Source organism: Falsiroseomonas sp., from assembly GCF_051859025.1.
Taxonomy (GTDB): domain Bacteria; phylum Pseudomonadota; class Alphaproteobacteria; order Acetobacterales; family Acetobacteraceae; genus Falsiroseomonas.
This window is the reverse complement of sequence record NZ_JBHYGL010000001.1, coordinates 82382-106221: the sequence shown is the minus strand read 5'-3', so window position 1 is coordinate 106221 and position 23840 is coordinate 82382. Positions and strand designations below refer to the sequence as shown.

Below are 23840 nucleotides of genomic sequence, written 5' to 3'. Positions count from 1 at the left end.
CACCGGGATGCGCTATGCGTGTCCCGGTGCCTTCCAGGGACGAATCCAGCATGCAGCGGTCGATCGCCACGGTCTGTCTTTCGGGCACCCTCCCGGACAAGCTGGAATCGGCCGCCGCCGCGGGGTTCGAGGGGGTGGAGATCTTCGAACAGGATCTCCTCGCCTTCGATGGATCACCGGCGGAGGCCGGGCGCATGGCCGCCGACCTCGGCCTCGCCATCACCATCTTCCAGCCCTTCCGCGACTTCGAGGCGATGCCCGAGCCCGCGCGCGCCCGGAACATGGACCGCGCGGAGCGAAAATTCGACACGATGCAGGCGCTGGGGACGGACCTCGTCCTCGTCTGCTCCAACACCCAGGCCGCCGCGATCGACGACCCCGCCCGCGCCGCCGCCGATTTGCGGGAGATGGCGGAACGCGCCGCCAGGCGCGGCCTGCGCGTGGGGTTCGAGGCCCTGGCCTGGGGCCGCCACACCAACCGCTGGCGCCAGGCCTGGAGCATCGTGCAGCAGGCCGACCACCCCGCGCTCGGCCTCATCCTGGACAGCTTCCACACGCTTTGCCTCGGCGATGACCTGGCCGGGCTGTCGCAGGCGGTGCCACCCGAAAAACTGTTCTTCCTGCAACTCGCGGACGCGCCGCGGCTGACGATGGACCCGCTTTCCTGGTCCCGCCACCACCGCACCTTCCCGGGCCAGGGGGAGCTGGATGTCGCCGGCTTCCTGCGCGCCACGCTCGATGCGGGCTATGCTGGCCCGGTCTCGCTGGAGATCTTCAACGACGAATTCCGCGCCGCCCCCTCCCGCCGCATCGCCCGCGACGGGCTGCGCAGCCTGGTCTGGCTCGGCGAACAGGCGAAGGTCGCGGCGCTGCCGGCGGTGCCGAAGCTGGCCGGCATCGAGTTCGTGGAATTCGCGGTGGATGAGACGGCGCGCGCCGAACTAGCCGCCTTCATCGCGGCGCTCGGCTTCCGGCGCGCGGGCACGCACCGTTCGAAGGCCGTGGAGCTGTGGCGCAATGGCGGCGCCAACATCGTGTTGAACGCGGAACCGGACAGCGCGGCGGCGGAGCGCTTCGCCCAGCTCGGCGCCACCGTCTGCGCCATGGCCTTCCGCGTCGATGATCCCGCCCGCGTCGTGGCCCGCGCCGAGGCGCTGCGCTGCCCAACCTTCCGCGAGCGGGTTGGCGAGGGCGAGCGCCGCATCCCCGCCGTGCGCGCGCCGGACGGCACCCTCATCTACCTCGTGCAATCCCCGAGCCCGACGCCGATCTGGGAGGACGACTTTCATTTGTTGCCCGATGCGGGTGAGGACAAGGGCGACCTGACCGGCATCGACCATGTCGCGCAGGCCCTCGCCCCGGGGATGCTCGACAGCTTCGTGCTGTTCTACCGCGCCGTTTTCGGCCTGGCCGCCGACGCGCCCTGGGAATTGCCGGACCCCTACGGCCTGGTGCGGTCCCGCGCCTTCACGGGCGGAGACGGGTCCGTGCGCCTGCCGCTCAACGTCTCCGAAAGCACGCGCACGGGCACGGGGCGCTTCGTCTCCGCGCTGGCCGGCGCCGGCGTGCACCACATCGCCTTCTCGACGAGGGACGCGGCTTCGGTGGTCGATGCCGCTTCGACCCGTGCCGCGCCACTGCTCGACATTCCCGAGAACTACTACGAGGATTTGGCCGCGCGCGTGGGGCTCGGGGATGCGGCGCTGGCTGGGCTTCGCGAACGCCACCTGTTGTTCGACCAGGACGGCAGCGGCGGCGTGTTCCTGCACGCCTATACCGCGCCCTTCCATGACCGCTTCTTCCTGGAGATCACGGAGCGGGAGGGCGGCTATGCCGGCTTCGGCGCGGTGAACGCCGCGGTGCGCATGGCGGCCCAGCAGCGCGGCAGGGGCTGATTACGCCGCTGTTGCCGCCGGCAGGGTGATCCGGAACACCGCACCCGGCCCCTCATTCGCCGCGCTGATCGTGCCGCCCATGCCCGTGACCAGGCCGTGGCAGATGGACAGGCCGAGCCCGGTGCCGAGATCCGCTCCCTTGGTGCTCACGAAGGGCTGGAACAGCCGCGCCAGCACCGCATCGGGCAGCCCGCCGCCGGTATCGGCGATGGTGATGCTGACCAGGCCGGCGGCCGCATCCGCCACGGCGCTCACATCGATCCGCCGCGGCCCCTCGGCGGCGGTCTGCACCACCGCATCCCGCGCATTCATGATGAGGTTGGCCAGCACCTGTTCCAGCGCAACCAGGTGCCCCAGCACCACGGGCGGCGGGTCCCCGAGCGTGACGACGAGTTCCACCATCGCATCGCGCAGGCTGCTGGCGACGAGGGACTGCGCGCCCTCGATCGCGGCCTTCACCGGCACCGGCTGGGGCTCGCCGCCGATCTCCGGCCCGCGCGCGAAGCGGCGGAGATGTTCGATCACCTCCGCCGCGCGCTTGGCATAGCCGATGATGCGCTGCAGCCGCTGGCTGGCTGCCGCGGTATCGCCGCGCTCCACCGCCGATTGCGTGTTGGTCGCGGCCAGGGTGATGGCCTGCAGCGGCTGCTTCAGTTCATGCGCCAGGCCCGCCGACATCTCCCCCAGCGACGCCAGGCGCGCGCTGGTGATGGCGCGGGCCTTGGCCTCCCGCTCCGCCGTCACATCGGCGATGTAGCCCACCACCTCCGTCCGGCCATCCGTGCCGCGATGCATCACCGCCATCGTCACCGCCACGGTGATGAGGCGCCCGTCGCGGCAGCGCATCGTATAGTCGCCGCTGACCTCGCCCTCCGCCATCAGGGCGGCCATGTCGGCGGCCAGGCGTTCCGGATTGTCGAGGATGGAGCGCAGGCCGCCCGGCTGGTTGATGGTTGCCATCGGCCAGCCCGTCAGGCGTTCCATGCCGGTGCTGACGAAGGTCTTGCGGAAGGTGCCATCCGGCTGGGCGCTGCCCCTGAAGACCACGACCGGCGCGGCGGCCAGGGTCTGGTCGAGTTCGACCCGCGCCTGCTCGGCACGGCGCGAGGCCTCGTATTGCGCGGAAACGTCGCGGGTATAGCCCACCACCTCCCCGCCCCCGTTCGGATGGACGGAGACGCGGACCAGCACGGTGGACATGCGGCGATAGGATCCATCGGGCTGGCGGAGCTGCCAGTCATACTCCGTGGAGCCATGGGCCAGCGCATCCGCGATGCTGTCGTCGATCCAGGGCGTCCCCTCGGCCATGTAGGGTGTCCAATCGGCCATCCCGGCCAGGCGGCCATCCGGCCAGCCCGTCACCAGGTCGATGGCGCCGCCGCGGTACAGCAGGCGCGATGGGCCGCGCGGACCGAGTGATTCCCGCAGGAACAGGACCACGGGCAGCCCGCCATGCAGCCGCTCCACCTGCCCGCGCCCCTTGCGCAGTGCACTCGCCTCGACCTTGAGCCGTCGGGCGCGGGAGATGGCGACGCCCCCCGCCACCGCCAGCAAACCAGCCAGCAGCCCGCCCAGCACCGACATCCGGATCGAATTCCGCAGAGCCGGAATTCCGCGCAACTCCGACTGCGTATCGACCGCGACGAAGACGGCCAGGTTGGTATCCGCCACGAGGCGGCCAGCGCGCAACGTCTCCGCCTGTGTGAAGGGGTTGCGGCCGCGTGCCGTGTATTCCCCGTTTTCGTCGAGTTCCGTGGTCCAGGGATCGCCGCCAGCAGGAACCGGGCCAGCGATTGGCACCCCGCCGGCCTGCGGACCGACATGCGCCCGGATCAGCGCATCGCCCTGCCGGCGGATCACGGCGACCACATCGCCTTCCCGCTCCGCCAGCGGCGCCAGGGCGCGGCGGAGTTCTTCCGGCCTCAGGCCGACCAGCACGACGCCGCCGAAATCACCCGCCGCATCATGCAAGCGCTGCGCGGCCAGGATGATGGTGCCGCCGGTGCCCCGCCCGACGATCGGTGCGGTCAGGAAGGTGCCTCGGAAGCCATCCCGCAGCGCGATGAAGTAGTCGCGGTCGCTGGCCTGGAACTGCATGGAATCGGGGATGGAGGACCAGCGCATGTGCCCGTCCGGCCCGAGGATCACCACGCTGCGAAAGGGCGTCCGGCGCTCCCCGCGATCCCGCACGAGATGCCGGAGCGTCGTCTCCATCTGCCGGCGCAGGACCGCATCGGCGACGTCGTCCAGCAACACCCATTGCTGGGCCAGCAATCGCAGCGTCACCATGTCGTCGAGGTTGCGGAGCAGCAGTTGCTCCGCCACGCGCGCCGTGGATTCCGCGCGTTCGAAGCCGGCACCGGTCTTCAGGTCTTCCTGCAGCCGGACGAAGCCTTCGCCGAGCAGCCACGCCGATCCGGCGCCGCCCACCACAAGGGCGACAGCACCGACGATCACCACGGGGCGGAAATACCGCCACTTCGAGAAGCTGGAGAGCACCGCGCACTGATCACAGAAAATTGATTGAACGCGTCTTAACCAGTCCAGCAATTGGAAGCGAGGCTTCGACCAAATGATCTTTCTTGGGATGATCAGCGCCGGATGAGCACGTAATTGACCGTCAGGTCGATGGTGACGCCGTTCGGGTCCACCGGCGGCGGGAAGGCCGGCAGGGTCGCGCCGCTGAAGGGGAAGGTGGTGCCGAAATTCAGGGAAGGCGAGGTCGAGGGGCCGGTCAGCCGCACGCTCCGCACCTGGCCGTTGGGCTCCACGATCACCTGCACCCGCACCGTCCCGGATTCCCCCAGTTCCAGCGCCCGCATGGGGTAGCGCAGGTTCCGGTTCATCCAGTCGCGGAAGGCCGCGCTCCACCCCGCATCCACCTGCGCACCCAGGACCCGCACGCTGGGGTCGGTGCTGGCGGCACCCTCCGCCAGGCGCGGATCGACCGAGAGGTCGAGCCCCTGCGCCTGGCGCCGCCCCGGCGGGGCGCTGCGTGCGGGCGCGCCGAGTTGCACGCCGCCCGGGACGAAGACGCTGCCGGGCGGCAGGGCCGGGCCCGCCTGCTGTCGCGGCGGTTCGGGCCGCGGCGCCGGGCCGGGGGGTGCGTCGAAGCGGGGGCGGAGGCGAAGCGGCTGGGCCGGCGGCAGGATCTCCGCCTCGGTCGGCAGAGGGGGCGGCTCCGCGACCTCCGCCGGCGGAGCATCGGGTACCGGCGGTGGCGCCGGTGGGGGCGCCGGTGGGGGGGGCAGCATGGCGATCACGCCCGGCGGTGCCGGCGGCGGGGGTGGCATGGCCAAGGGCGGTGTGGACGGCGGTGCGACCGGCGGCGGGGCGGGGGGACGCGGTACGGGCGGGGCCACCACCCGCGCTTCCGGGAAGGGCGGCGCCGGGACCGGCGGCGGCGGCAAGGCGGGCGGCGGCACGGGTTGCGGCGCCGGCTGCGGCGCCGGCGGGGCGCTGGCCTGCGGTGGCGCGGGCACGGCTGCCGCCATCTCGGGGGCGGGCGGTGCCTCGATGCCTGGTGGCGGCTCCTCGGTCGGCCGGTCGGGGTTGCTGCCCTCCAAGACGATCTCGATGGCGGAATCGGCGGCGCTGCTGTCCCGGCGTTCCCGCTGGCCGTCCCACAGCAGCAGCGCCATCACCAGCGCATGGGCCAGGAGCGACCCCAGCAGCCAGCCGAGCACCCGCCGCGACCGGCGCCCGGCGGCGGGGCGCACCTCCGCCGGCGGAGGCGCATCCCCCGCCAGCGGCAGCGGGTCGCGCCGCGCCGGGCCCGGGCGCGATGCGCCGAAGCGGGGCAAGGGGGAGGAAGGGCGGGGGTTCTCTGACACGGGGCGCGACCGGGATAGACGATCCCGGCCGCGATGGGGAGGAAACCGGCCGTGACGAAATGTCGCCCCTGCCGGTTAGCACCAGGGGGTTACAACCCGGGTTCTATGACCAGGGGCCTAGGCCAGGATGGCCACCCCATCGGCCGCCCGCGCCCCCTGCCCTGCCGGCAGAACGAAAAGCGGATTGATCTCGGCCTCCACCAGGCGATCGCCCAGCGCCTCCCCCATCCCGGCGAAGCCCAGCACGGCCTCCACCAGCGCGGCCTCATCCGCCGGCGGCGCGCCACGGAAGCCGGCCAGCAGGCGGTGGGCCTTGAGGCTCCGCACCATCGCCTCCGCATCGGCGCGCGCCAGCGGCAGCATCCGCAGCGCGGTATCCCCGAAGATCTCCGCCGCCGTGCCGCCCGCGCCGAGCAGGACGGCGGTGCCGAGATGTGGGTCACGGATCAGGCCGAGGATCATCTCCACCCCGCCCGAGACCATCTCCTGCACCAGCACGCCCTCGGCCTGCGGCACGCGGGCCAGCAGGGTGGCAGCGGTGGTGGCGACATCGGCGGGGGCGACGCGCAGCGCCACGCCGCCGATATCGGATTTGTGCGCGATGTCGCGGGCCAGGATCTTCACCACCAGCCGGTCGCCCAGCCCCGCGGCGGCGGCCTGCGCGGCTTCCGGCGTCAGCGCCACGGCTTCCCGCACGGGCGTCACGCCGAAGCGGGCGAACAGGCGCTTGGCCTCGGCCTCATCCATCGGGCCCGCGGGCAAGTCCAGCGCCTGCGCCGCCGTTTCCGCCGCCAGCACGGGCGCGGGGCGCGCGAGGGCGGAGAGGATCGCGGCAATCCCCTCCGGCGTGGTGGAGGCCGGGACGCCGCGGCTGTTGAGCCCTGCCGCGATGTGGGGGGCATGGGGGCTGACATAGGCGATCACGGGCTTGGTGCTGCCCGCCCGCGCTTCCAGGATCGCATCCGCCACCAGCGTCGGCTGCGCGAGCGCCGAACTGCCGACGATCACCACCAGCTGGTCATAGGAAGGGCTTTCCAGCAGCGCCGTGATGGCGCCCCGGAACAGGTCCGGCCGCACGCCGGCCAGCGTGACATCCACCGGGTTGCCCGCCACCGCCTCCCCGATCAGGGCCTCGATCCGTGCGGCCGTGGGCGGGTCCAGCGGCGGCAGCGTGCCCCCCGCCAGGCCCGAGGCATCGGCGACCAGCGCGCCCGCGCCACCGGTGGAGGTCAGCACCGCCACCCGGAACCCTGCCGCGCGGCGTTCACCGGCCAGCGCGGCGGAGACCTCCAGCAGGTCGGAGAAGCGCTCCACCCGGATCACGCCGAGGCTGGCGAAGAAGGCGTCATACATCCGGTCCGCGCCGGCCATGGCGCCGGTGTGGGAGATGGCAGCGAGGGCGCCGGCCTCGCTGCGCCCCACCTTGAAGACCACCACGGGCTTGCCCGCAACGGCCGCGCGGCGCGCGGCGCGGCGGAAGGCGGCGGGGTTGCGGATGCCTTCCAGATACAGCGCGATGCAGCGCGTGGCGGGGTCGTCCACCAGGTGGTCCAGCACCTCCGCGGCCTCGATGTCGCCCTCATTCCCCGTGGCGACCAGGCGCGCGAAGCCGATGCCGGCCGCGGCGCCCCGTGACAGCAGCGCGCCAAGGATGCCGCCGGACTGGCTGACGACGGAAAGGCCGCCCGAGGGCAGATCCTCGAATTCCAGGGCGCCGGTGGCGCTGAGGACGATGCGGTCGGCCAGATTCACCAGGCCGATGGTGTTCGGCCCCAGCAGGCGCATCGGCCCGCAGGCCTCCCGCAGCCTGGCCTGCTTCGCGGCACCGTCCTCGCCCGTCTCGCCATAGCCGCCGGCGAGCACGATGGCGGCCTTGCAGCCCTTGGCCGCGAGGTCGCGCAGCGCCTGTTCCGCGCGGTCCGGCCCGACCAGCACGATGCCGACATCCGGCGCCCCGGGCAGGGACGCCACATCGGGGTAGCAGCGCAGCCCCGCGATCTCCGCAGCGCGGGGGTTCACCGGCCAGACATCACCGGCGAAGCCGTGCCGCACCAGGTAGCCCACGGGCCGCCCGCCGGTCTTGGTCAGGTCGGTCGAAGCCCCGACCACCGCGACGCTTTTCGGCCGCAGCAGCGCATCGAGGCCCGACATCTCAAGCGGGCCGGTCACTTCTTCGACTTCTCGAGGAAGGCGGTGACGGAGGCGCGGTGTTCCGCCGTGGTGTAGCAGATCGCCTGGCTCTGGCTGCCGATCGCCAGCACCTGTTCGAAGGAGGATTCGAGGCTGCGGTCCAGCGTCGCCTTGGCGAGTGCCAGCGCGCCGGAGGACCCCGCCCCCACCTGCTCCGCCCATGCCTGCGCCTGCGCCAGCAGATCGGCATCGGGCGCGACGCGATCCGCGAGGCCCATCGCCAGGGCCTCCTGCGCCGCCACGCGACGGCCGCTGAACACGAGGTCCTTCGCCTTGGACAGGCCGATGCGGCGCGGCAGGAAATACATGCCGCCGCCATCCGGGATCAGGCCGCGGTTGATGAAGCTCATGGTGAAATGTGCGGAATCGCCGGCCAGGATGAAGTCGCAGGCCAGCGCCACATCCGCGCCCAGCCCCGCCGCCGCGCCATTCACCGCGGCGATGGTGGGCTTCGGCATCAAATGCAGCAGCGTGATCGATTTGTGCGTCCGCGCCTGACGCCGCCAGCCATTGACCGCCACTTCCTCGGCCGGCGCCGCCAGGCGGTTCTTCATCCCCCGCACATCGCCGCCGGCGCAGAAGGCGGTTCCCGCGCCCGTCACGACCAGCGCCTTGATGGCGGGGTCGGCGGCCACTTCCTCCAGCGCCTCGATCATCACGCCGCGCATCGCATCGTCGATCGCGTTGCGCACCGCCGGGCGGTTCAGCGTCAGCGTCGCGATGCCGTTGGTGACGGACAGCAGGATGGCGGGGTCGGACATGATGCGGTGATCCTATTCGGCGCGGAGGTTGGCGCGGCGCACGACGCCGGCCCAGCGTTCACGGTCGGAAGCCAGGAGCTGCGCGAAATGCTCGGGCGCCGGGCTGGGGGCGATCTCGTCCACGCCGGATTCCACCAGGCGGCGGCGGATCTCCGGGTCCTCCATCGTCGCCTTGGCGGCGGCATGCAGCACGGCGATGCGATCAGCCGGCGTGCCCGCCGCCGTCAGCAGCCCGTACCAGGTGGCGCTATCCAATTCGGGAAAGCCCTGCTCCACGCTGGTGGAAAGCTCCGGCAGCGCCACGCTGCGCGACCGCCCCGCGATGGCCAGCGCCCGCAGCGTGTTCGCCGCGATATGCGGCTGCAACGGCGCGGAGGCATTGGTCAGGATATCCAGCCGTCCGCCGAGGATGTCGTTCAGCGCCGGCCCCGTGCCGCGGTAGTGGATCGCCTCCAGCTCGATCCCCAGCACCACGCCGATCATCGCGCCCAGCGCATGGCCATTGGTGCCGACACCAGGCGTGCCGAAGCGCAGCGGTTCCCGCCGCTGCTTCCCGAAGGCCTGCAACTCCGCCAGGTTGCGCGCAGGGATGGAGGGATGGACGCAGATCACGTTGGGCGAGGCGCCGAGATAGGCGATGGCCGCGAAATCCCGCACGGGGTCGTAGGGCAGCCGCGGCTGCACGAGGGAGGAGATGACGAAGCTGCCGCTGCCAGCCAGCAGCATGGTGTGCCCGTCCGGCGCCGCCTTCGCGACCGCGTCATTGCCGAGCAACCCGCCCGCGCCGCCCCGGTTCTCCACCACCACGGGCTGGCCGAGGCGCGCGGCCATGCCGTCCGCCAGCATCCGCCCGACCACGTCATTGCTGCCGCCCGCGGTGAAGGGGATCACCATCCGGATGGGGCGGGCGGGAAAGGCCTGCGCATAGGCGGGCATGGGAAGAAGGGCGGCGGGCAGCAGCTTCAGGGCATCGCGGCGACGCATGGCGGTTTCCTCCGTGGCGCGGCACTGCGGCCGCTTGGTGGGTGGCTGTGTGCAGGCATGGCGAAGACGGCGCCAGCGCGCAATCCTTGCCCTACCCCAAGCCCCGGTTATGCTGGGTGGCCATGGACCTTCCGCCCCTCGGTGCGCTGCGTGCCTTCGCCCTGGTGGCGGAAACCGGCAGCCTGACCGCCGCCGGCGCCCGGCTGAACCTGACCCAGCCCGCGATCAGCCGCCGGATCCGGGAACTGGAGGCGGCGCTGGGCGTGGCGCTGGTGCATCGCGGCGCCAATGCGCTGCGGCTGACCGAGGAAGGGGCGCGCTACGCGGCCGCGCTGAACCAGGCCTTCGGGGACATCACGGCGGCCACGGCCGCGCTGCGCGGCGCCACGCCGCTGCGCATCCGCGCCTATACCACCTGGGCGCTGCGCTGGCTGATCCCCCGCCTGCCCCGCTTCCGCGCCCTGCATCCTGGGCAGGAGGTTGAGGTGATGACCGGCACCGACCCCGCCGTGGATTTCGCGCGGGAAGGCCTGGACGCCGCCATCCGCACCGCGCCGGCAGACAGGCCCCCGGCCCGTGGCGCGGTGCGCCTGCAACCCGTGCTGGTCGCGCCCTTCGCCGCCCGGCGGGGGAGGCTGGAGGGCATGAGCCTGCTTGGCAGCCGTGTCCGCCCGCGCGACTGGGCACGGTGGCATGAGGCCGCCGGCCTGCCGCCCCCCGCCGCGCCCCTGCTGTTCGAAAGCACGACGCTGGCGATCCAGGCGGCGGCGGAGGGTCTGGGCGCCGTCATCTGCTCCCCGGCCTTCGTGGAGGAGGAGGTGCGGCGCCGCCGCCTGGCCAGGCTGTCCCGCGTGGAAGCGGAAACCGGCGACCATTACTGGCTGATGCTGCCCCCCGGCACGCCCACGCCCCGCGCCGCCGCGCTGCGCGACTGGCTGCTGGCGGAAGCCGCGCCGCCTACCGCCGCCAGCGATCCCTGAGCGCCCGGAACCCGCAGCGTTTCACGCCCGCCGCGGCGATGACTGCATCCATCGTGCCGTCGCCAAAGCGCTCATATTCGCCGATGCGCCATTCCGGCTTCTGCCGCGGATGGGCTGCCGTGATGGCCTCGATATCGCCGGGCGCGTTGGGGTGGAGGGAGACGAAGGTCAGCCCCTCCTCCGCCGGTACGACGATGTCCCGGTAGCTTTCGGCGGAGACGTCGCGGTTCGGCGTCATGGCGAAGCGGTCGATCACGGGCATGCCCGCCTCGGTCATCATCGCGAAGGCAGCGGCATAGAGCCCGCGATCCACCTCCCCCAGCTTCAGCACGCCGAGGTAGCTGCCGATCTCTCGCGGCAGCAGCAGCGGCAGGCGGTATTCCAGCGCGAGCGCCAGCGTGTGCGGCAGGATCTCCGGCGCCAGGGCGGCGCCCATATGCGTGTCGAGATGCGTGGCATCGATGCCCATCGCCAGCGCGCGGTCGATCTGCGCCCGCATTTCGTCGCGCGCCGCATCGGGCTTCACCGTCGCGCGCAGCGTGGCCACGTTCGGCGGGAAGTAGCCATCGGCATCCATCAGGCCGGATGCCGCGCTGCGCGTCGAGATCGGCCCCCAGCGATAGGCGGGCCATTCGCTGGTCAGCGTGAGATGCACGCCGAGGTCGAGCGTCGAATCCCCCCGCGCCGCCGCCGCGATCTCCGGGAACCAGGGACACGGCACCATGACGCTGCCGCTATCCAGCCGACCCGCCCGGAACAGGTCGAGATAGGCGACATTCGCCCCATGGCACATGCCGACATCATCGGCGTGGAGGATGACGGTGCGCGTCACCCGAAGGCGCTGGCCGCGAAGCGCGCCAAATTGTCATGGCCCATGCGCGCATAGGTCAGGGGATGCGCGATGGCGGGGTCCTGCTCGGCCTCCACCACCAGCCAGCCTGCATAGCCGGCGGCGGCGACATGGGGCAGCACGGCGGCGTAATCCACGCAGCCATCGCCCGGCACGGTGAAGACGCCGGCCAGCACGCTGTCGAGGAACGACAGGTTCCGCTTCTTCACATCTGCCATCACATCCGCGCGGATGTCCTTGGCGTGGAAATGCGTCACGCGCTTCGCGTGGTTGCGCGCGGCGCGCACGGGATCGCCGCCCGCGAAGGTCAAATGCCCCGTATCCAGCAGCAGCCCGACATGGCTGGTGCCCGCCATCATCCGGTCGATCTCGGCCTCGCTTTCGATCAGCGTGCCCATGTGGTGGTGATAGGCCATCGCCAGGCCGCGATCGCCGAGGCGCTTCGCCATCTCATCAAGGCGCGGCAGCAGCACATCCCATTGCCGTTCCGTCAGCACCGGCCGCTCCGCCACCGGCTTCGCCTTGTTGCCGTGAATCGCCGACGTCACCTCGCAATGCACCATCGCCGTGCAGCCGAGTGCCGAGAGCAGCGCGATATGCGGCTCGGCGGCTTCCATCTCGGCGTCCACGTCGCGTTCCAGCAGGTTCGACCCATACCAGCCCGAGGCCAGCGCCAGCCCATGCGCATCCAGGATCGGCTTCAGCGCGGATGCCATGCGCGGGAATTTGTTGCCGAGTTCCACCCCCGCGAAACCCGCCAGCTTCGCCTCCGCCAGGCAGGTCTCGAGCGGCGTTTCCGCGCCCAGTTCCGGCATGTCGTCATTGGTCCAGGTCAGCGGGTTGATCGCCAGCTTCACGCGCATCTCAGTGTTCCTGCTTCTTCAACGCGGCCTCATAGGCGCGCCGTGCTGCAATCTGTGTCTCGCCACGCGGCGCGGCGGCCACGGGCACGTCCCACCAGGCGCCGCCTTCCGCGGTGCTGACCTGCGGGTCGGTATCGATGACGATGACGCTGGTGCGCTTCGCCGCCAGCGCCTTCGGCAGCGCCGCTTCCAGCCCCGCAATGCCATCCACCTTCAGCGCGATGGCGCCCATGGATTTCGCATGCATCGCGAAATCGACGCGCGGCGCGGCATCCGGCAGCAGATTGTTGAAGGGCGCGCCGCCCGTGCCGCGCTGCAACCGGTTGATGCAGCCGAAGCCGCGGTTGTCCAGCACCACGATGGTGAGCTTCGCGCCCAGCATGACGGAGGTCGCGATCTCGCTGTTCATCATGAGGTAGCTGCCATCGCCGACGAGGACCACGACCTCCCGCTTCGGCAGCGCCATCTTCGCGCCGAGCCCGCCTGCGATCTCATACCCCATGCAGGAATAGCCGTATTCCAGATGGTAGCTGGCGGCATCCGTCGCGCGCCACAGCTTGTGGAGTTCCCCCGGCAGCCCGCCCGCCGCGCAGACCACGACGCCATCGGCCGGCATCGCGCGGTTCACGGCGCCCAGCACCTGCGCATCCGATGGCAGCGCCACGTCCTTCGGCTTCGGCGCGGCCGTCACCTTCTCCACCACCCGGTGCCAGCGCGCCGTCGCCGTCACGGCCTTTTCCTGCCAATCCCTCGGCGCCGCCCAGCGGCCGAGCGCGCTGCTCATCGCCACCAGGCCCCGCGCCGCATCGGCCACCAGGGGCTGGCCCTCATGCTTCACCGCATCGAAGGCCGCGACGTTCAGGCCGAGCAGCCTCGCGCCCCCGAACAGCGCGCGCGATCCGCTGGTAAAATCCTGCAACCGCGTGCCGACCGCCAGCACCAGGTCCGCCTTGGCCGCCAGCGCATTCGCCGCCGCGCTGCCCGTCACGCCGATGGAGCCCGCATTGCGCGGGTGGTCCCAGGACAGGCTCCCCTTCCCCGCCTGCGTCTCCGCCACCGGCACGCCATGGCGATGCGCGAAATCGGCCAGCGCGGCCTCCGCCCCGCTGTATTTCACGCCGCCGCCGGCCAGGATCAGCGGGCGCTTTGCGGCGCGCAGGGCCTCCACCGCCGCTGCCAACTCCCGCGCATCGGGCTCCGGCGCGCGGGTGCGGTGGATGCGCTTGCGGAAGAACTCGGTCGGCCAGTCGAAGGCTTCCGCCTGGACGTCCTGCGGGAAGGCCAGGGTGACAGGGCCGCATTCCACGGGGTCCGTCAGCACCCGCATCGCCGCCGGCAGTGCCGCCAGCAGCTGTTCCGGCCGCATGACCCGGTCGAAATAGCGGGAGACGGGGCGGAAACAGTCATTGGCGGAGACCGTCCCATCCGCGAAGGATTCGACCTGTTGCAGCACAGGGTCGGGCCGCCGATTCGCGAAGACATCGCCGGGCAGCAGCAGCACCGGCAGCCGGTTCACATGCGCCAGCGCCGCCGCCGTCACCATGTTGGTCGCCCCCGGCCCGATGGAGGTCGTGCAGGCCATCATCCGCCGGCGCGCATGGGCCTTGGCGAAGGCGATGGCGGCATGGGCCATGGCCTGTTCGTTATGCGCCCTGAAGGTCGGCAGGGCCTTGCGGTTCGCCTCCAGCGCCGGGCCGAGTCCCGCCACATTCCCATGCCCGAAGATGGCGAAGACCCCCCCGAACAGGGGGACGGTCCGGCCTTCGACCTCGGTCATCTGGGCCGCGAGGAAGCGCACCGTGGCCTCGGCGGCGGTCAGGCGTATGGTGGCCATGGGACTGGTCCTGGAGAATTCGGCGTGGCCGAGTTGACGGCCGGGCCAGTGTTACGGATTGATGACAGCCCCCACAAGCCGGGGCCGCCCATGGCGGCCCCAAGGGGAGCCTCAAGGGAACGCCATGCTGCAATTCGCACAATTCGGGGCCGGGCGCATCGGCGCCATCCATGCCGCCAACCTGGCCGCCAGCGGCAGGGCGGCGCTGCGCCATGTCGTCGACGTCCACGCCCCCTCCGCCGCCGCCCTGGCCGCGAAGCATGGCGCCCAGGTCAGCGACACGGCCACCGCCTTGGCGGACCCCGCCGTCGGCGCCGTCATCATCGCCAGCTCCACCGACACCCATGCGGACCTGGTGATCGCGGCGGCCGAGGCCGGCAAGGCCATCTTCTGCGAGAAGCCGATCGACCTGTCCCTGCCCCGCGTCGATGCCTGCCTGGCCGCCGTCGCCAAGGCCGGCGTCCCCATGCTGGTCGGCTTCAACCGCCGCTTCGACCCCAATTTCGCCGAACTCCACCGCCGCATCGGCGCCGGCGCCATCGGCGCGGTGGAACAGGTGGTCATCACCAGCCGGGACCCCGGCCCGCCGCCGGTTTCCTACATCAAGGTCTCCGGCGGGCTGTTCCGGGACATGACGATCCATGATTTCGACATGGCCCGCTGGATGCTGGGCGAGGAACCGGTGGAGGTCTTCGCCACCGGCGCCGTGCTGGTGGACAAGGCGATCGGGGAGGCCGGCGACATCGACAGCGCCATGATCATCCTCAAGACCGCGTCCGGCCGCATGGCCCATATCAACAACAGCCGCCGCGCCGCCTATGGCTATGACCAGCGCGTGGAGGTGCATGGCAGTGCCGGCCGCCTGATCGCGGGCAACCGCGTGGGCACCACGGTGGAGCAGGCCGATGGCAAGACGGTGGCCACCGACCTCCCGCTGCATTTCTTCCTGGAACGCTACGCCGATGCCTACCGCATCGAACTGGCCGCCTTCCTCGACGCGGTCGAGAAGGGCACGCCCATGCCCGTCGGCGCGGAGGATGGCCGGCAGGCGTTGGTCCTGGCCGATGCCGCCTACCGGTCCCTGACCGAGGGCCGCCCGGTGAAGATCGGATGACCATCCTGCCGAAGGTCTCGCTGACGGGCCGCTGCGTGCTCGTCACCGGCGGCACACAGGGAATCGGGGAGGCCTGCGCGCTCGCCGCCGCCGAGGCCGGCGCCCGCGCCGTCTGCATCACCGGCCGCAACGCCGATCGCGGCGCAGCCGTCGTCGCGGCGCTGCGGGCGCTGGGGGCGGAGGCGCATTTCGTCGCCGCCGACCTGGCCGATGCCGAAGCCACGGCCGGGATCGTGGCGCAGGCGGAAGCCGCGCTAGGCCTGGTGGATGGGCTGGTGAACGCGGCCGGGCTGACGGATCGCGGCACCATCCTCGGCACCGATATCGCGCTGTGGGACAGGCTTTTCGCCATCAACGCCCGCGCGCCCTTTCAGCTGATTCAAGCCGTGGGTCGTCGCCTGGTCGCCGAAGGGCGGACGGGCACGATCGTGAATATCATCACCATGTCCTCCCATGGCGGGCAGCCCTTCCTCACGGGCTATTCGTCGTCCAAGGGCGCGCTGGCGGTGCTGACGAAGAACACCGCGCTCGGCCTTCGCCCCCACCGCATCCGCGTCAACGGCATCAATCTGGGCTGGGCCGATACGCCGGGGGAACACGTGATCCAGCAGAAGGACGGCAACCCGCCGGACTGGCTGGACCGCGCCGCGCCGACGCAGCCCTTCGGGCGCCTGGTCAGCGCGCCGGATGTCGCGGGGCTCGCGACCTACCTGCTGTCGGATGCGTCGGGCATCGTCACGGGATCGCTGATCGATTTCGATCAGAACGTCATGGGAGCATACGAATGAACACCCGTGACCTCGCGCTGCGGCGTGATGCGGCGGCCGCCATCGCGCGGGATGCCGCGCAGGGCGCCTTCCTCATGCGCGCCCGCGGCATGGGTGCGGCCAGCTTCAAGGGCGCGCAGGATTTCCTGACGGAAGCCGATGGCGCCACCGAACGCTTCATCCGCGACCGCCTGGCCGTGATCTTCCCCGGGGAGGCCGTGCTGGGCGAGGAGATGGGCGGCGGCCTCGGTGCCGTGGATGGCCCGCTCTGGATCATCGATCCCATCGACGGCACCTCCAACTTCTCCCGCAACGGGGATCGCTGGTGCGTCTCCATCGGCATGGCTCTCGATGGGAAGGCGGTCGTCGGCGCCGTCGCCCGCTACGTGCCGTCCGAGGTCTTCGCCGGTGCCAAAGGCTGCGGCGCCACGCTCAACGGCGTGCCGATCCGCGCCTCCGCCATCGACAGCATGGCCCTAGCCACCATCGAGGTCGGCTGGTCGATGCGCCGTCCCCTCGCCGCCTTCCACCAACTGTCCCAATCCATCATGGGCATGGGCGCCGGCTTGCGCGTCGGCGGCTCCGGCACGCTGGGGCTGGTGGAGGCCGCCAACGGCCGGCTTGAGGGCTATATCGAGCAGCACATCAATTCCTGGGACGCCTGCGCCGCCGTCGCCATCGCGCGGGAGGCCGGCGCCTGGGTGAATGACTTCGACAGCGGGGACTGGCTTTCCAGCGGCAACCCCGTCGGCATCGGCGCACCCGCCCTCGGACCGATCCTGGCCCCGCTGCTCGGCCCTTGAGCCTACCCCCTGCCCGGCCTTAACTGTTTCACCATCATCCCGGACCGGCCTGATAAGGCTGGCCGGATCAAGGAGGTTTCCCGTCCATGTCCCTCGCCCGTCGTCTTCTCGCCACCGGCCTCCTGCTCGGTGGCACGGCCTTCCTCCCCGCCGCCGCCAACGCCCAGGGCAACCTGGTCGTCTACTGCTCGGTGCAGGAGGAATGGTGCCGCCCGATGATGCAGGCCTTCGAGCGTGCGACCGGTGTCCGCGTCGCCATGACGCGGCGATCGAGCGGCGAGACGATGACGCAGATCCGCGCGGAAGCCACCAACCCCCGCGGCGATGTGTGGTGGGGCGGCACGGGCGACCCGCACATGCAGGCGGCGGAGGAGAACCTCACCCTCGAATACCGCTCGCCGCGCCTGTCGGAACTCCATGACTGGGCGACGCGCCAGGCGGAGCAGACGCAGTTCCGCACCGTCGGCATCTATGCCGGCGCGCTCGGCTATTCCTACAACGTGACCGAGTTGAACCGCCGCCGCATCGCGGCCCCGCGTTGCTGGGCGGATCTGGCGAAGCCGGAATTCCGTGGCGAGATCCAGGTGGCCGACCCCAACACCAGCGGCACCGCCTACACCATGCTGGCGACGCTGCTGCAGGTGATGGGGGAGGAACCGGCCTTCGCCTACCTCCGCGCCCTGCATCGCAACGTGAACCAGTACACGCGGTCCGGCGCCGCCCCCGCCCGCGCGGCGGCCACGGGTGAAACCCTTGTCGGCATCACCTTCCTGCATGATGCGGTGACGCAGAAGATCGCCGGCGCGCCGGTGGAGATCGTCGCGCCGTGCGAGGGCACGGGCTACGAGATCGGCTCCATGTCCATCATCCGCGGCGCCCGCAACCTGGATAATGCGCGCCGCTTCTATGACTGGGCGCTGTCGCCGGAGGCGCAGAACATCGCGGGCCAGGCGAATTCCTACCAGCTTCCTTCCAACCGCAACTCTGCCATCCCGCCCCAGGCCCCGCGCTTCGAGAATATCCGCCTGATCGACTATGATTTCGCCCGCTGGGGTTCGGCGGCGGAGCGTACGCGCGTGATCACCCGCTGGGAACGCGAAGTCCGCGCCGGCTCCCGCTGAGAGCTTGTGCGTCAATGCCCGACGGCGCCGACCGGCGAAGAAGCCGGGACGACTGCGTGGCGGGCATTGATGCTCAAGATCGATTTCTCTCTTTTCGATAGGCCTTCACCATGGGCGCGTTGACCCTTGGCCGCGCGGCGCTGATATGCGCCGCGATCGGCTTCCTCCTCGCGCCCTGGCATGGGCTAGAGAATGGCCTGGCGGCGATGTCCGCCTGGCCCCGCGGCGAAGCATCCCCGCTGCTGGTCCTGCTGCTGGATGGTTCCCGCTGGTGGCTGTGGCCCGTGGCCGCGCTGCTGGCCGCCGTCGCGCCCGCGCTGCTGCGCGGCCGGGCGCAGGGCCTGCTGATGATGGTCGCTGGCGCGGGCATCGTCGCCTGGGTCTTCCTGATGGGCCACGCCATCGGGCTGAACGGCCTGGCCTGGAAGGGCCTGGCGCCGCTGCTGGGCGCCCCGCCGCCGCAACCCTCCCTCGGCTGGGGTGCGCTGATGGTGCTGGCGGGTGGTGTCGCGCTGTTCTCGGCGGGGCTCGCCGCACGCGGCAGCTTCGGCGCGGATGCCTTCGTCAGCTTCCTCGTCTGCGGCAGCGCCTTCCTGCTGATGCTCTTCGTCTTCGTGCCGCTCGTCACGATCCTGTCGGCCGCGATCTATGAGGGCGACCGCTTCGCCCCCGATGCACTGGCGGCCCGCTTGACGGCGCCCGAAGCGTGGTCGCTGGCCTGCGTCACCACCCATGCCGGCTGCGGCGTGGTGTGGAACACGCTGCTGCTGGCGACGCTGACGGGCGTGATCTCCACCCTGCTCGGCCTCGGCTTCGCGCTGCTGGCGGTGCGCGGCAATGTGCGCGGCGCCGTCGCCTTCCGGGCGATGACGATCCTGCCCCTCATCACGCCGCCCTTCGTCGTATCGCTGGCCTTGATCGTGCTGTTCGGCCGCACCGGCATCGTCACGGGCTTCCTGTGGGAGAATTTCGACATCCCCCGCAGCCGCTGGATCTACGGCCTGCCCGGCGTGCTGCTGGCCCAGGTCCTGGCCCAGGCGCCCGTCGCCTTCATGCTGCTGGACGGCGCGCTGCGCGCCATCTCCCCGAGCCTGGAGGAAGCGGCCAGCACCATGGGCGCGAAGCGTTTCAAGGTCTTCCGCAGCGTCACCTGGCCGCTGCTGAAACCGGCGCTGGCCGCGGCCTTCCTGCTCGGCTTCGTCGAAAGCCTGGCCGATTTCGGCAATCCGCTGGTGCTGGGCGGCGATTTCGACGTGCTCTCCACCCGCATCTTCTTCGCCATCGCCGGCGCACGGCATGATCCCGGTCGCGCCGCGGCGCTCGCCTTGCTGCTGCTGGCGCTGACCTTCGGTGCCTTCGCCTTCCAGGCCTGGTGGCTCGGCAAGCGGCGCTACACCACGGTGACGGGCAAGGGCGACAGCGGCTTGCCGGCGCCGCTGCCGAAGGGGCTGAAGCTCGGCTGCTCCCTCGTCGTCTGGCCCTGGATGGCCTTCACCGCCGTCGTCTACGGCATCATCCTGGTCGGCGGCTTCGTGCGTGACATCGGCCGCGGCGACATGGAATTCACCTGGCGCCACTTCCTCACGGGCTTCGAGGTCGAGTGGCACAACGGCGTCGATTTCCGCAGCAGCGCCTGGGACAGCCTGTTCACGACGATCGAGGTCGCGGCCATCGCCGCGCCGCTCACCGCCGGGCTTGGCATCCTCCTCGCCTGGCTGATCGCGCGGCAAAGCTTCAAGGGGCGCGGCACGCTGGAATTCATGACCATGCTGTCCTTCGCCATCCCCGGCACGGTGGTCGGCGTTTCCTACGTCATGGCCTTCAACGTGCCGCCGGTGGAACTGACGGGAACGGCGCTGATCCTCATCATCTGCTTCGTCTTCCGCAACCTGCCTGTCGGCGTGCGCGGCGGCCTCGCGGCCCTGGCGCAGATCGACAAGTCGCTGGACGAGGCCTCCGCCACCATGGGCGGCGGCGCGCTGTCCACCCTGCGGCGCGTGGTGCTGCCGCTGCTGCGGCCCGCCATCGTCGCCTCGCTGGCCTTCAGCTTCGTCCATGCGATGACGGCGGTGTCCGCGGTGATCTTCCTCGTCTCCGCGCAGCATAATCTGGCCACCGTCTACATCGTCGGCCGGGTCGAAGCGGGTGAGATGGCGCTGGCCATCGCCTATTCCACCGTGCTGATCGTCATCATGCTCGTCGTCGTGCTGGGCATCGAGAAACTGGTCGGCCGCGCGCAGATCGGCCGGCGCGCCGCCACGCCAACCACCATGCACGCCGGGGCCTGACCGACATGTCCGACGTCTCCATCACCTTCGATCGCGTGACCAAGGCCTTCGGTGCCTTTCGCGCGGTGGACGAGGTCTCCTTCGCCCTGCCCCGCGGTGCACTCGTCACCCTTCTCGGCCCCTCGGGCTGCGGCAAGACCACCACGCTCCGCCTCGTCGCCGGCCTCGAACTGCCGACCGGCGGGCGTATCGAGATCGAGGGCAAGGACGTCACGGCCCTTGCCGCCGCGGAACGCAAGATCGCGATGGTGTTCCAGTCCTATGCGCTGTTCCCGCACATGAACGTGCTGGAGAACGTCTCCTACGGCCTGCTCGTCAACGGCGCCCGCAAGGCCTCCGCGGAGAGCGAGGCGCAGGCGATGCTCAAGACGCTGGGCCTCGAAGGCCTCGGCCAGCGCCTGCCTTCCGAACTCTCGGGCGGCCAGCAGCAGCGCGTCGCCGTCGCCCGCGCGCTGGTGCTGCGGCCGAAGGTCCTGTTGTTCGACGAACCGCTCTCCAACCTCGATGCCCGGCTCCGCCGCCGGGTGCGGGAGGACATCCGCGACCTGCAGAAGAAGCTCGACCTCTCCGTCGTCTATGTGACGCATGACCAGCAGGAAGCGCTGGCCGTCTCCGACCTCGTCTGCGTCATGCGCGCGGGCAAGATCGCGCAGATGGGCACGCCCAACGCGCTCTACGAAGACCCCGCCGACGCCTTCATCGCGGATTTCATGGGGGAGGCGAACGTCATCCAGGGGGAGGTGCTCGGCCCCAACCGCATCGCCCTCGGCGGCATCGCGCTCGACACCATCATGCGCGCGCACGCCTCCGGCCCCGCGCAGATCGCCGTGCGCCCGGAATCGGTTCTCCTCCAGCCCGAGGGATCGCCCGGCCTGCCGGGCCGCATCCAGCGCGCCGCCTTCCTGGGCCAGACCCGCGAATATGAGATCCAGACCCCGGCGGGAGAGTTGTTCGTCGTCACCCCCGCCGCATCCCCCGCCTTCGCGCCGGGCGATGCGGTATCCTGCGCGATGCAGCGCGTGATCCCGCTGCGACCGGCAGCTTGAGAGCACCACGATGACGACCATCGACTACTACATCAGCCTCAACAGCCCCTGGGCGCATCTGGGCGCCGCCCGGATCGAGTCCCTGGCCGCCCAGCACGGCGCGACGCTTCGCGTGCATCCCTGCGACTACCGGGAGACGATCTTCCCGGCCTCCGGCGGCCTGCCCCTGCCCAAGCGCAGCCCGCAGCGCCAGGCCTACCGGATGCAGGAATTGCGGCGCTGGCGCGATCTACTCGGCACGCCCATCATGCTGGCCCCGCAGCACGCACCCTTCGACGAACCTTTCGCCGCGCATTGCGTCATCGCGGCGCGGGAGACAGTGGGGAATGCCGCCGCCGTCACCCTCGCCCACCGCATCCTGCGCGCGCTGTGGGAGGAGGAGGCGAACCCCGCCGACCCCGCGACGCTCACGCGCCTCATCACGGAAAGCGGGATCGACGCCCCTGCCCTGCTCGCCACCGCCGCCGAACCCCAATGGGCGGCGATGCGCATCGCGGAGAGCCAGGCCGCGCTGGCGCGCGGTGTCTTCGGTGCGCCGAGCTACGTGATCGGGGACGAGATCTTCTGGGGCCAGGACCGCCTGGATTTCGTCGCCCGTCACCTCGCCGGGGGTTAGCCCCCGGCCCGTTCCAGCATCCGCAGCGCGATCTCCCTCTCCCCGCTGATGGAGAGGTTGGCGCCGAGGCCGTTGAGGTGGTCCACCGCCTCATCCGAATGGGCGCGGGCCAGGATTTCCAGCTTCGCGTTCACGGCGCGGCATTGCTCGACCACCTGACCGGCCTCGAAGGTCTCCGGCACCGTCACGAACAGGCGGCGCGCATGGGCCATGTTGGCGGCGGCCAGCACTTCCGGGTCGGCGGCATTGCCGACGACGATCTCCGCCCCATCGGCGCGGGCGGCCGCCACTGCCTCATCCGCTTCCTCGATCACCACCACGGGGCGTCCCGCGGCCACCAGGCGGGCGCCGACCAGGCTGCCGACGCGGCCATAGCCCACCACCACGTCATGGTCCGTCAGCGTCGTCACCGCGGGCCCGGCCGTGTCGGGCTCGGGCTCCGGCGTGTCGGAGGTGCCTGCCGCCACGGCGTCCCTGGCGCCCTCCACCACCGCTTCCGCCACCGTCGCCGGCGCGGGTTCCGGCACCGCGTCGGCTGCCGCCTGCGCGGCGGCTTCGGGGGCGCGGGGCGCCGCATCGGCCGCGGCCTTCGCGACGGCGTCCTTGGTGAACTGGATGCGCGTCAGGATCTTGGTGCGGCCGCGCTCCACCGCCGCGAACAGGAAGGGGTTCAGCAGGATGGAGATGATCGCGCCCGCCAGCACCAGGTCCCGCGCATGCCCATCCACCAGGCCGAGCGTGACGCCGAGCCCCATCAGGATGAAGGAGAATTCGCCGATCTGCGCCAGGCTCACGGAAATCGTCATCGCGGTTGCGGCAGGGTGGCCGAAGGCGCGGACGATCGCATAGGCCGCCGCCGACTTGCCGATGACGATGATCGCCACCGTCGCCAGAACCGCCATCGGGCTTTCCACCAGCACAGCCGGGTTGAACAGCATGCCGACGGAGACGAAGAACAGCACCGCGAAGGCATCGCGCAGCGGCAGCGCTTCCTCCGCCGCGCGCTGGGACAGGCGGCTTTCGCCCATCACCATCCCCGCGAAGAAGGCGCCCAGCGCGAAGGACACGCCGAACAGCGCCGCCGCGCCATAGGCAACGCCCAGCGCCACCGCATAGACGGCCAGGCGGAACAACTCCCGCGACCCGGTATGGGCGGCGTAGTGCATGATCCAGGGGATCAGCCGCCGCCCCGCCACCAGCATGAGCGCGACGAAGGCCGCGACCTTGGCGATGGTGATGGCGAAGGTGGAGGCGAGGTCGGACATCGACATCGCCGCGCCGCCCGGCAGCAGCGCCGGCCCGATGGCGGGCAGCAGCACCAGCGCCAGGACCATCGCCAGGTCCTCCACGATCAGCCAGCCGACCGCGATCTTGCCGCGTTCGGTATCGATGATCCGCCGTTCCTGCAGCGCCCGGACCAGCACGACGGTGGAGGCCACGGACAGCGCGAGGCCGAAGACCAGCCCCGCGCCGATGCCCCAGCCCAGCGCCCAGGCCAGCGCCATGCCCATCAGCGTCGCCACCGCGATCTGCCCGACCGCGCCGGGCAGCGCGATGGACTTCACCGCCATAAGGTCCTTCAAGGAGAAGTGAAGACCGACGGCGAACATCAGCAGGATCACGCCGATCTCGGCGAGCTGGTTCGCCAGTTCCTGGTCCGCCACGAATCCGGGCGTGAAGGGCCCGACCGCCACGCCCGCCAGCAGGTAACCCACCAGCGGCGAGAGTTTGAGGCGGTGCGCCACCATGCCGAAGATGAAGGCCAGGCCGAGGCCCGCCGCGATCATCGCAATCAGTGGCGTGTGGTGTTCCAATGTCTCGTCTCCGGCGTGGTGAAGATCCGTGCCGAAGCCGATAGGGCAACCGGCACGGGCCGGCCACCCATAATCATGGGT

At 71.0% G+C, this 23840-nt stretch carries 18 protein-coding genes; 9 read left to right on the top strand and 9 right to left on the bottom strand.

From position 1 onward, the window contains the following. Window positions 1–50: 50 nt before the first annotated feature. Window positions 51–1895: a bifunctional sugar phosphate isomerase/epimerase/4-hydroxyphenylpyruvate dioxygenase family protein gene (locus ACTIE5_RS00505; protein ID WP_439547730.1), complete on the top strand. Its 1845-nt coding sequence runs from the start codon at window positions 51–53 to the stop codon at window positions 1893–1895. Here the strand turns inward: ACTIE5_RS00505 and ACTIE5_RS00500 are convergent, their stop codons facing one another. From ACTIE5_RS00500 to ACTIE5_RS00480, 5 genes are all read right to left on the bottom strand, one after another. Further along, the gene (locus ACTIE5_RS00500; protein WP_439547729.1) at window positions 1896–4394 is read right to left on the bottom strand and encodes an ATP-binding protein; all 2499 of its coding nucleotides are present in this window, start codon (window positions 4392–4394) and stop codon (window positions 1896–1898) included. A gap of 92 nt (window positions 4395–4486) precedes the next feature. Beyond that, the gene (locus ACTIE5_RS00495; protein WP_439547728.1) at window positions 4487–5728 is read right to left on the bottom strand and encodes a TonB family protein; all 1242 of its coding nucleotides are present in this window, start codon (window positions 5726–5728) and stop codon (window positions 4487–4489) included. Between the two features lie 117 nt (window positions 5729–5845). Further along, the gene (locus ACTIE5_RS00490) at window positions 5846–7897 is read right to left on the bottom strand and encodes an acetate--CoA ligase family protein (RefSeq protein WP_439547727.1); all 2052 of its coding nucleotides are present in this window, start codon (window positions 7895–7897) and stop codon (window positions 5846–5848) included. Further along, the gene (locus ACTIE5_RS00485; protein WP_439547726.1) at window positions 7894–8679 is read right to left on the bottom strand and encodes an enoyl-CoA hydratase/isomerase family protein; all 786 of its coding nucleotides are present in this window, start codon (window positions 8677–8679) and stop codon (window positions 7894–7896) included. Before ACTIE5_RS00485 ends, ACTIE5_RS00490 begins: the two co-directional genes overlap by 4 nt. Before the next feature lie 12 nt (window positions 8680–8691). Beyond that, window positions 8692–9663, bottom strand: a complete 972-nt coding sequence (locus ACTIE5_RS00480; RefSeq protein ID WP_439547725.1) for a Bug family tripartite tricarboxylate transporter substrate binding protein — start codon at window positions 9661–9663, stop codon at window positions 8692–8694. A gap of 122 nt (window positions 9664–9785) precedes the next feature. On the opposite strand from ACTIE5_RS00480, the gene ACTIE5_RS00475 reads away from it, so the two are divergent. Continuing rightward, window positions 9786–10643, top strand: a complete 858-nt coding sequence (locus ACTIE5_RS00475) for a LysR family transcriptional regulator (RefSeq protein ID WP_439547724.1) — start codon at window positions 9786–9788, stop codon at window positions 10641–10643. Here ACTIE5_RS00475 and ACTIE5_RS00470 read toward each other — a convergent pair. The 3 genes from ACTIE5_RS00470 to iolD are packed head-to-tail and all read right to left on the bottom strand — an operon-like array spanning window position 10621 to window position 14190. Next, on the bottom strand, window positions 10621–11475 hold the full coding sequence (locus ACTIE5_RS00470; RefSeq protein ID WP_439547723.1) for a polysaccharide deacetylase family protein: 855 nt from the start codon (window positions 11473–11475) through the stop codon (window positions 10621–10623). The genes ACTIE5_RS00475 and ACTIE5_RS00470 overlap by 23 nt on opposite strands. Beyond that, window positions 11472–12356: a myo-inosose-2 dehydratase gene (iolE, locus tag ACTIE5_RS00465; protein ID WP_439547722.1), complete on the bottom strand. Its 885-nt coding sequence runs from the start codon at window positions 12354–12356 to the stop codon at window positions 11472–11474. The genes ACTIE5_RS00470 and iolE overlap by 4 nt, the downstream gene beginning before the upstream one ends. Before the next feature lies 1 nt (window position 12357). Further along, on the bottom strand, window positions 12358–14190 hold the full coding sequence (gene iolD, locus ACTIE5_RS00460; RefSeq protein WP_439547721.1) for a 3D-(3,5/4)-trihydroxycyclohexane-1,2-dione acylhydrolase (decyclizing): 1833 nt from the start codon (window positions 14188–14190) through the stop codon (window positions 12358–12360). A 124-nt stretch (window positions 14191–14314) separates the two neighbouring features. On the opposite strand from iolD, the gene iolG reads away from it, so the two are divergent. The 7 genes from iolG (at window position 14315) to ACTIE5_RS00425 (ending at window position 21945) form a co-directional block, all read left to right on the top strand. Next, the gene (iolG, locus tag ACTIE5_RS00455) at window positions 14315–15304 is read left to right on the top strand and encodes an inositol 2-dehydrogenase (protein ID WP_439547720.1); all 990 of its coding nucleotides are present in this window, start codon (window positions 14315–14317) and stop codon (window positions 15302–15304) included. Further along, entirely contained in the window at window positions 15301–16092 is a 792-nt protein-coding gene (locus tag ACTIE5_RS00450; RefSeq protein ID WP_439547719.1) for an SDR family oxidoreductase, read from the top strand. Before iolG ends, ACTIE5_RS00450 begins: the two co-directional genes overlap by 4 nt. Further along, complete coding sequence (locus tag ACTIE5_RS00445) at window positions 16089–16874, top strand: inositol monophosphatase family protein (protein WP_439547718.1); 786 nt, start codon at window positions 16089–16091, stop codon at window positions 16872–16874. The genes ACTIE5_RS00450 and ACTIE5_RS00445 overlap by 4 nt, the downstream gene beginning before the upstream one ends. Before the next feature lie 86 nt (window positions 16875–16960). Next, complete coding sequence (locus ACTIE5_RS00440; RefSeq protein ID WP_439547717.1) at window positions 16961–17995, top strand: ABC transporter substrate-binding protein; 1035 nt, start codon at window positions 16961–16963, stop codon at window positions 17993–17995. Window positions 17996–18105: 110 nt separating this feature from the next. Beyond that, window positions 18106–20283, top strand: coding sequence for an ABC transporter permease (locus ACTIE5_RS00435; RefSeq protein WP_439547716.1), 2178 nt, complete (start codon window positions 18106–18108; stop codon window positions 20281–20283). Window positions 20284–20288: 5 nt separating this feature from the next. Continuing rightward, window positions 20289–21329, top strand: coding sequence for an ABC transporter ATP-binding protein (locus ACTIE5_RS00430; RefSeq protein WP_439547715.1), 1041 nt, complete (start codon window positions 20289–20291; stop codon window positions 21327–21329). A gap of 10 nt (window positions 21330–21339) precedes the next feature. After that, the gene (locus ACTIE5_RS00425; protein WP_439547714.1) at window positions 21340–21945 is read left to right on the top strand and encodes a 2-hydroxychromene-2-carboxylate isomerase; all 606 of its coding nucleotides are present in this window, start codon (window positions 21340–21342) and stop codon (window positions 21943–21945) included. Here ACTIE5_RS00425 and ACTIE5_RS00420 read toward each other — a convergent pair. Beyond that, window positions 21942–23759: a cation:proton antiporter domain-containing protein gene (locus ACTIE5_RS00420; protein WP_439547713.1), complete on the bottom strand. Its 1818-nt coding sequence runs from the start codon at window positions 23757–23759 to the stop codon at window positions 21942–21944. The two genes, ACTIE5_RS00425 and ACTIE5_RS00420, sit on opposite strands and share 4 nt — an antisense overlap. Between the last annotated feature and the right edge of the window lie 81 nt (window positions 23760–23840).

Coding starts and splice junctions, on each gene's coding strand:
- ACTIE5_RS00485 (WP_439547726.1), bottom strand. CDS start 8,679: ATGTCCGACCCCGCCATCCTGCTGTCCGTCACCAACGGCATCGCGACG.
- ACTIE5_RS00450 (WP_439547719.1), top strand. CDS start 15,301: ATGACCATCCTGCCGAAGGTCTCGCTGACGGGCCGCTGCGTGCTCGTC.
- ACTIE5_RS00430 (WP_439547715.1), top strand. CDS start 20,289: ATGTCCGACGTCTCCATCACCTTCGATCGCGTGACCAAGGCCTTCGGT.
- ACTIE5_RS00435 (WP_439547716.1), top strand. CDS start 18,106: ATGGGCGCGTTGACCCTTGGCCGCGCGGCGCTGATATGCGCCGCGATC.
- ACTIE5_RS00440 (WP_439547717.1), top strand. CDS start 16,961: ATGTCCCTCGCCCGTCGTCTTCTCGCCACCGGCCTCCTGCTCGGTGGC.
- ACTIE5_RS00425 (WP_439547714.1), top strand. CDS start 21,340: ATGACGACCATCGACTACTACATCAGCCTCAACAGCCCCTGGGCGCAT.
- iolD (WP_439547721.1), bottom strand. CDS start 14,190: ATGGCCACCATACGCCTGACCGCCGCCGAGGCCACGGTGCGCTTCCTC.
- ACTIE5_RS00475 (WP_439547724.1), top strand. CDS start 9,786: ATGGACCTTCCGCCCCTCGGTGCGCTGCGTGCCTTCGCCCTGGTGGCG.
- iolE (WP_439547722.1), bottom strand. CDS start 12,356: ATGCGCGTGAAGCTGGCGATCAACCCGCTGACCTGGACCAATGACGAC.
- ACTIE5_RS00505 (WP_439547730.1), top strand. CDS start 51: ATGCAGCGGTCGATCGCCACGGTCTGTCTTTCGGGCACCCTCCCGGAC.
- ACTIE5_RS00480 (WP_439547725.1), bottom strand. CDS start 9,663: ATGCGTCGCCGCGATGCCCTGAAGCTGCTGCCCGCCGCCCTTCTTCCC.
- ACTIE5_RS00445 (WP_439547718.1), top strand. CDS start 16,089: ATGAACACCCGTGACCTCGCGCTGCGGCGTGATGCGGCGGCCGCCATC.
- iolG (WP_439547720.1), top strand. CDS start 14,315: ATGCTGCAATTCGCACAATTCGGGGCCGGGCGCATCGGCGCCATCCAT.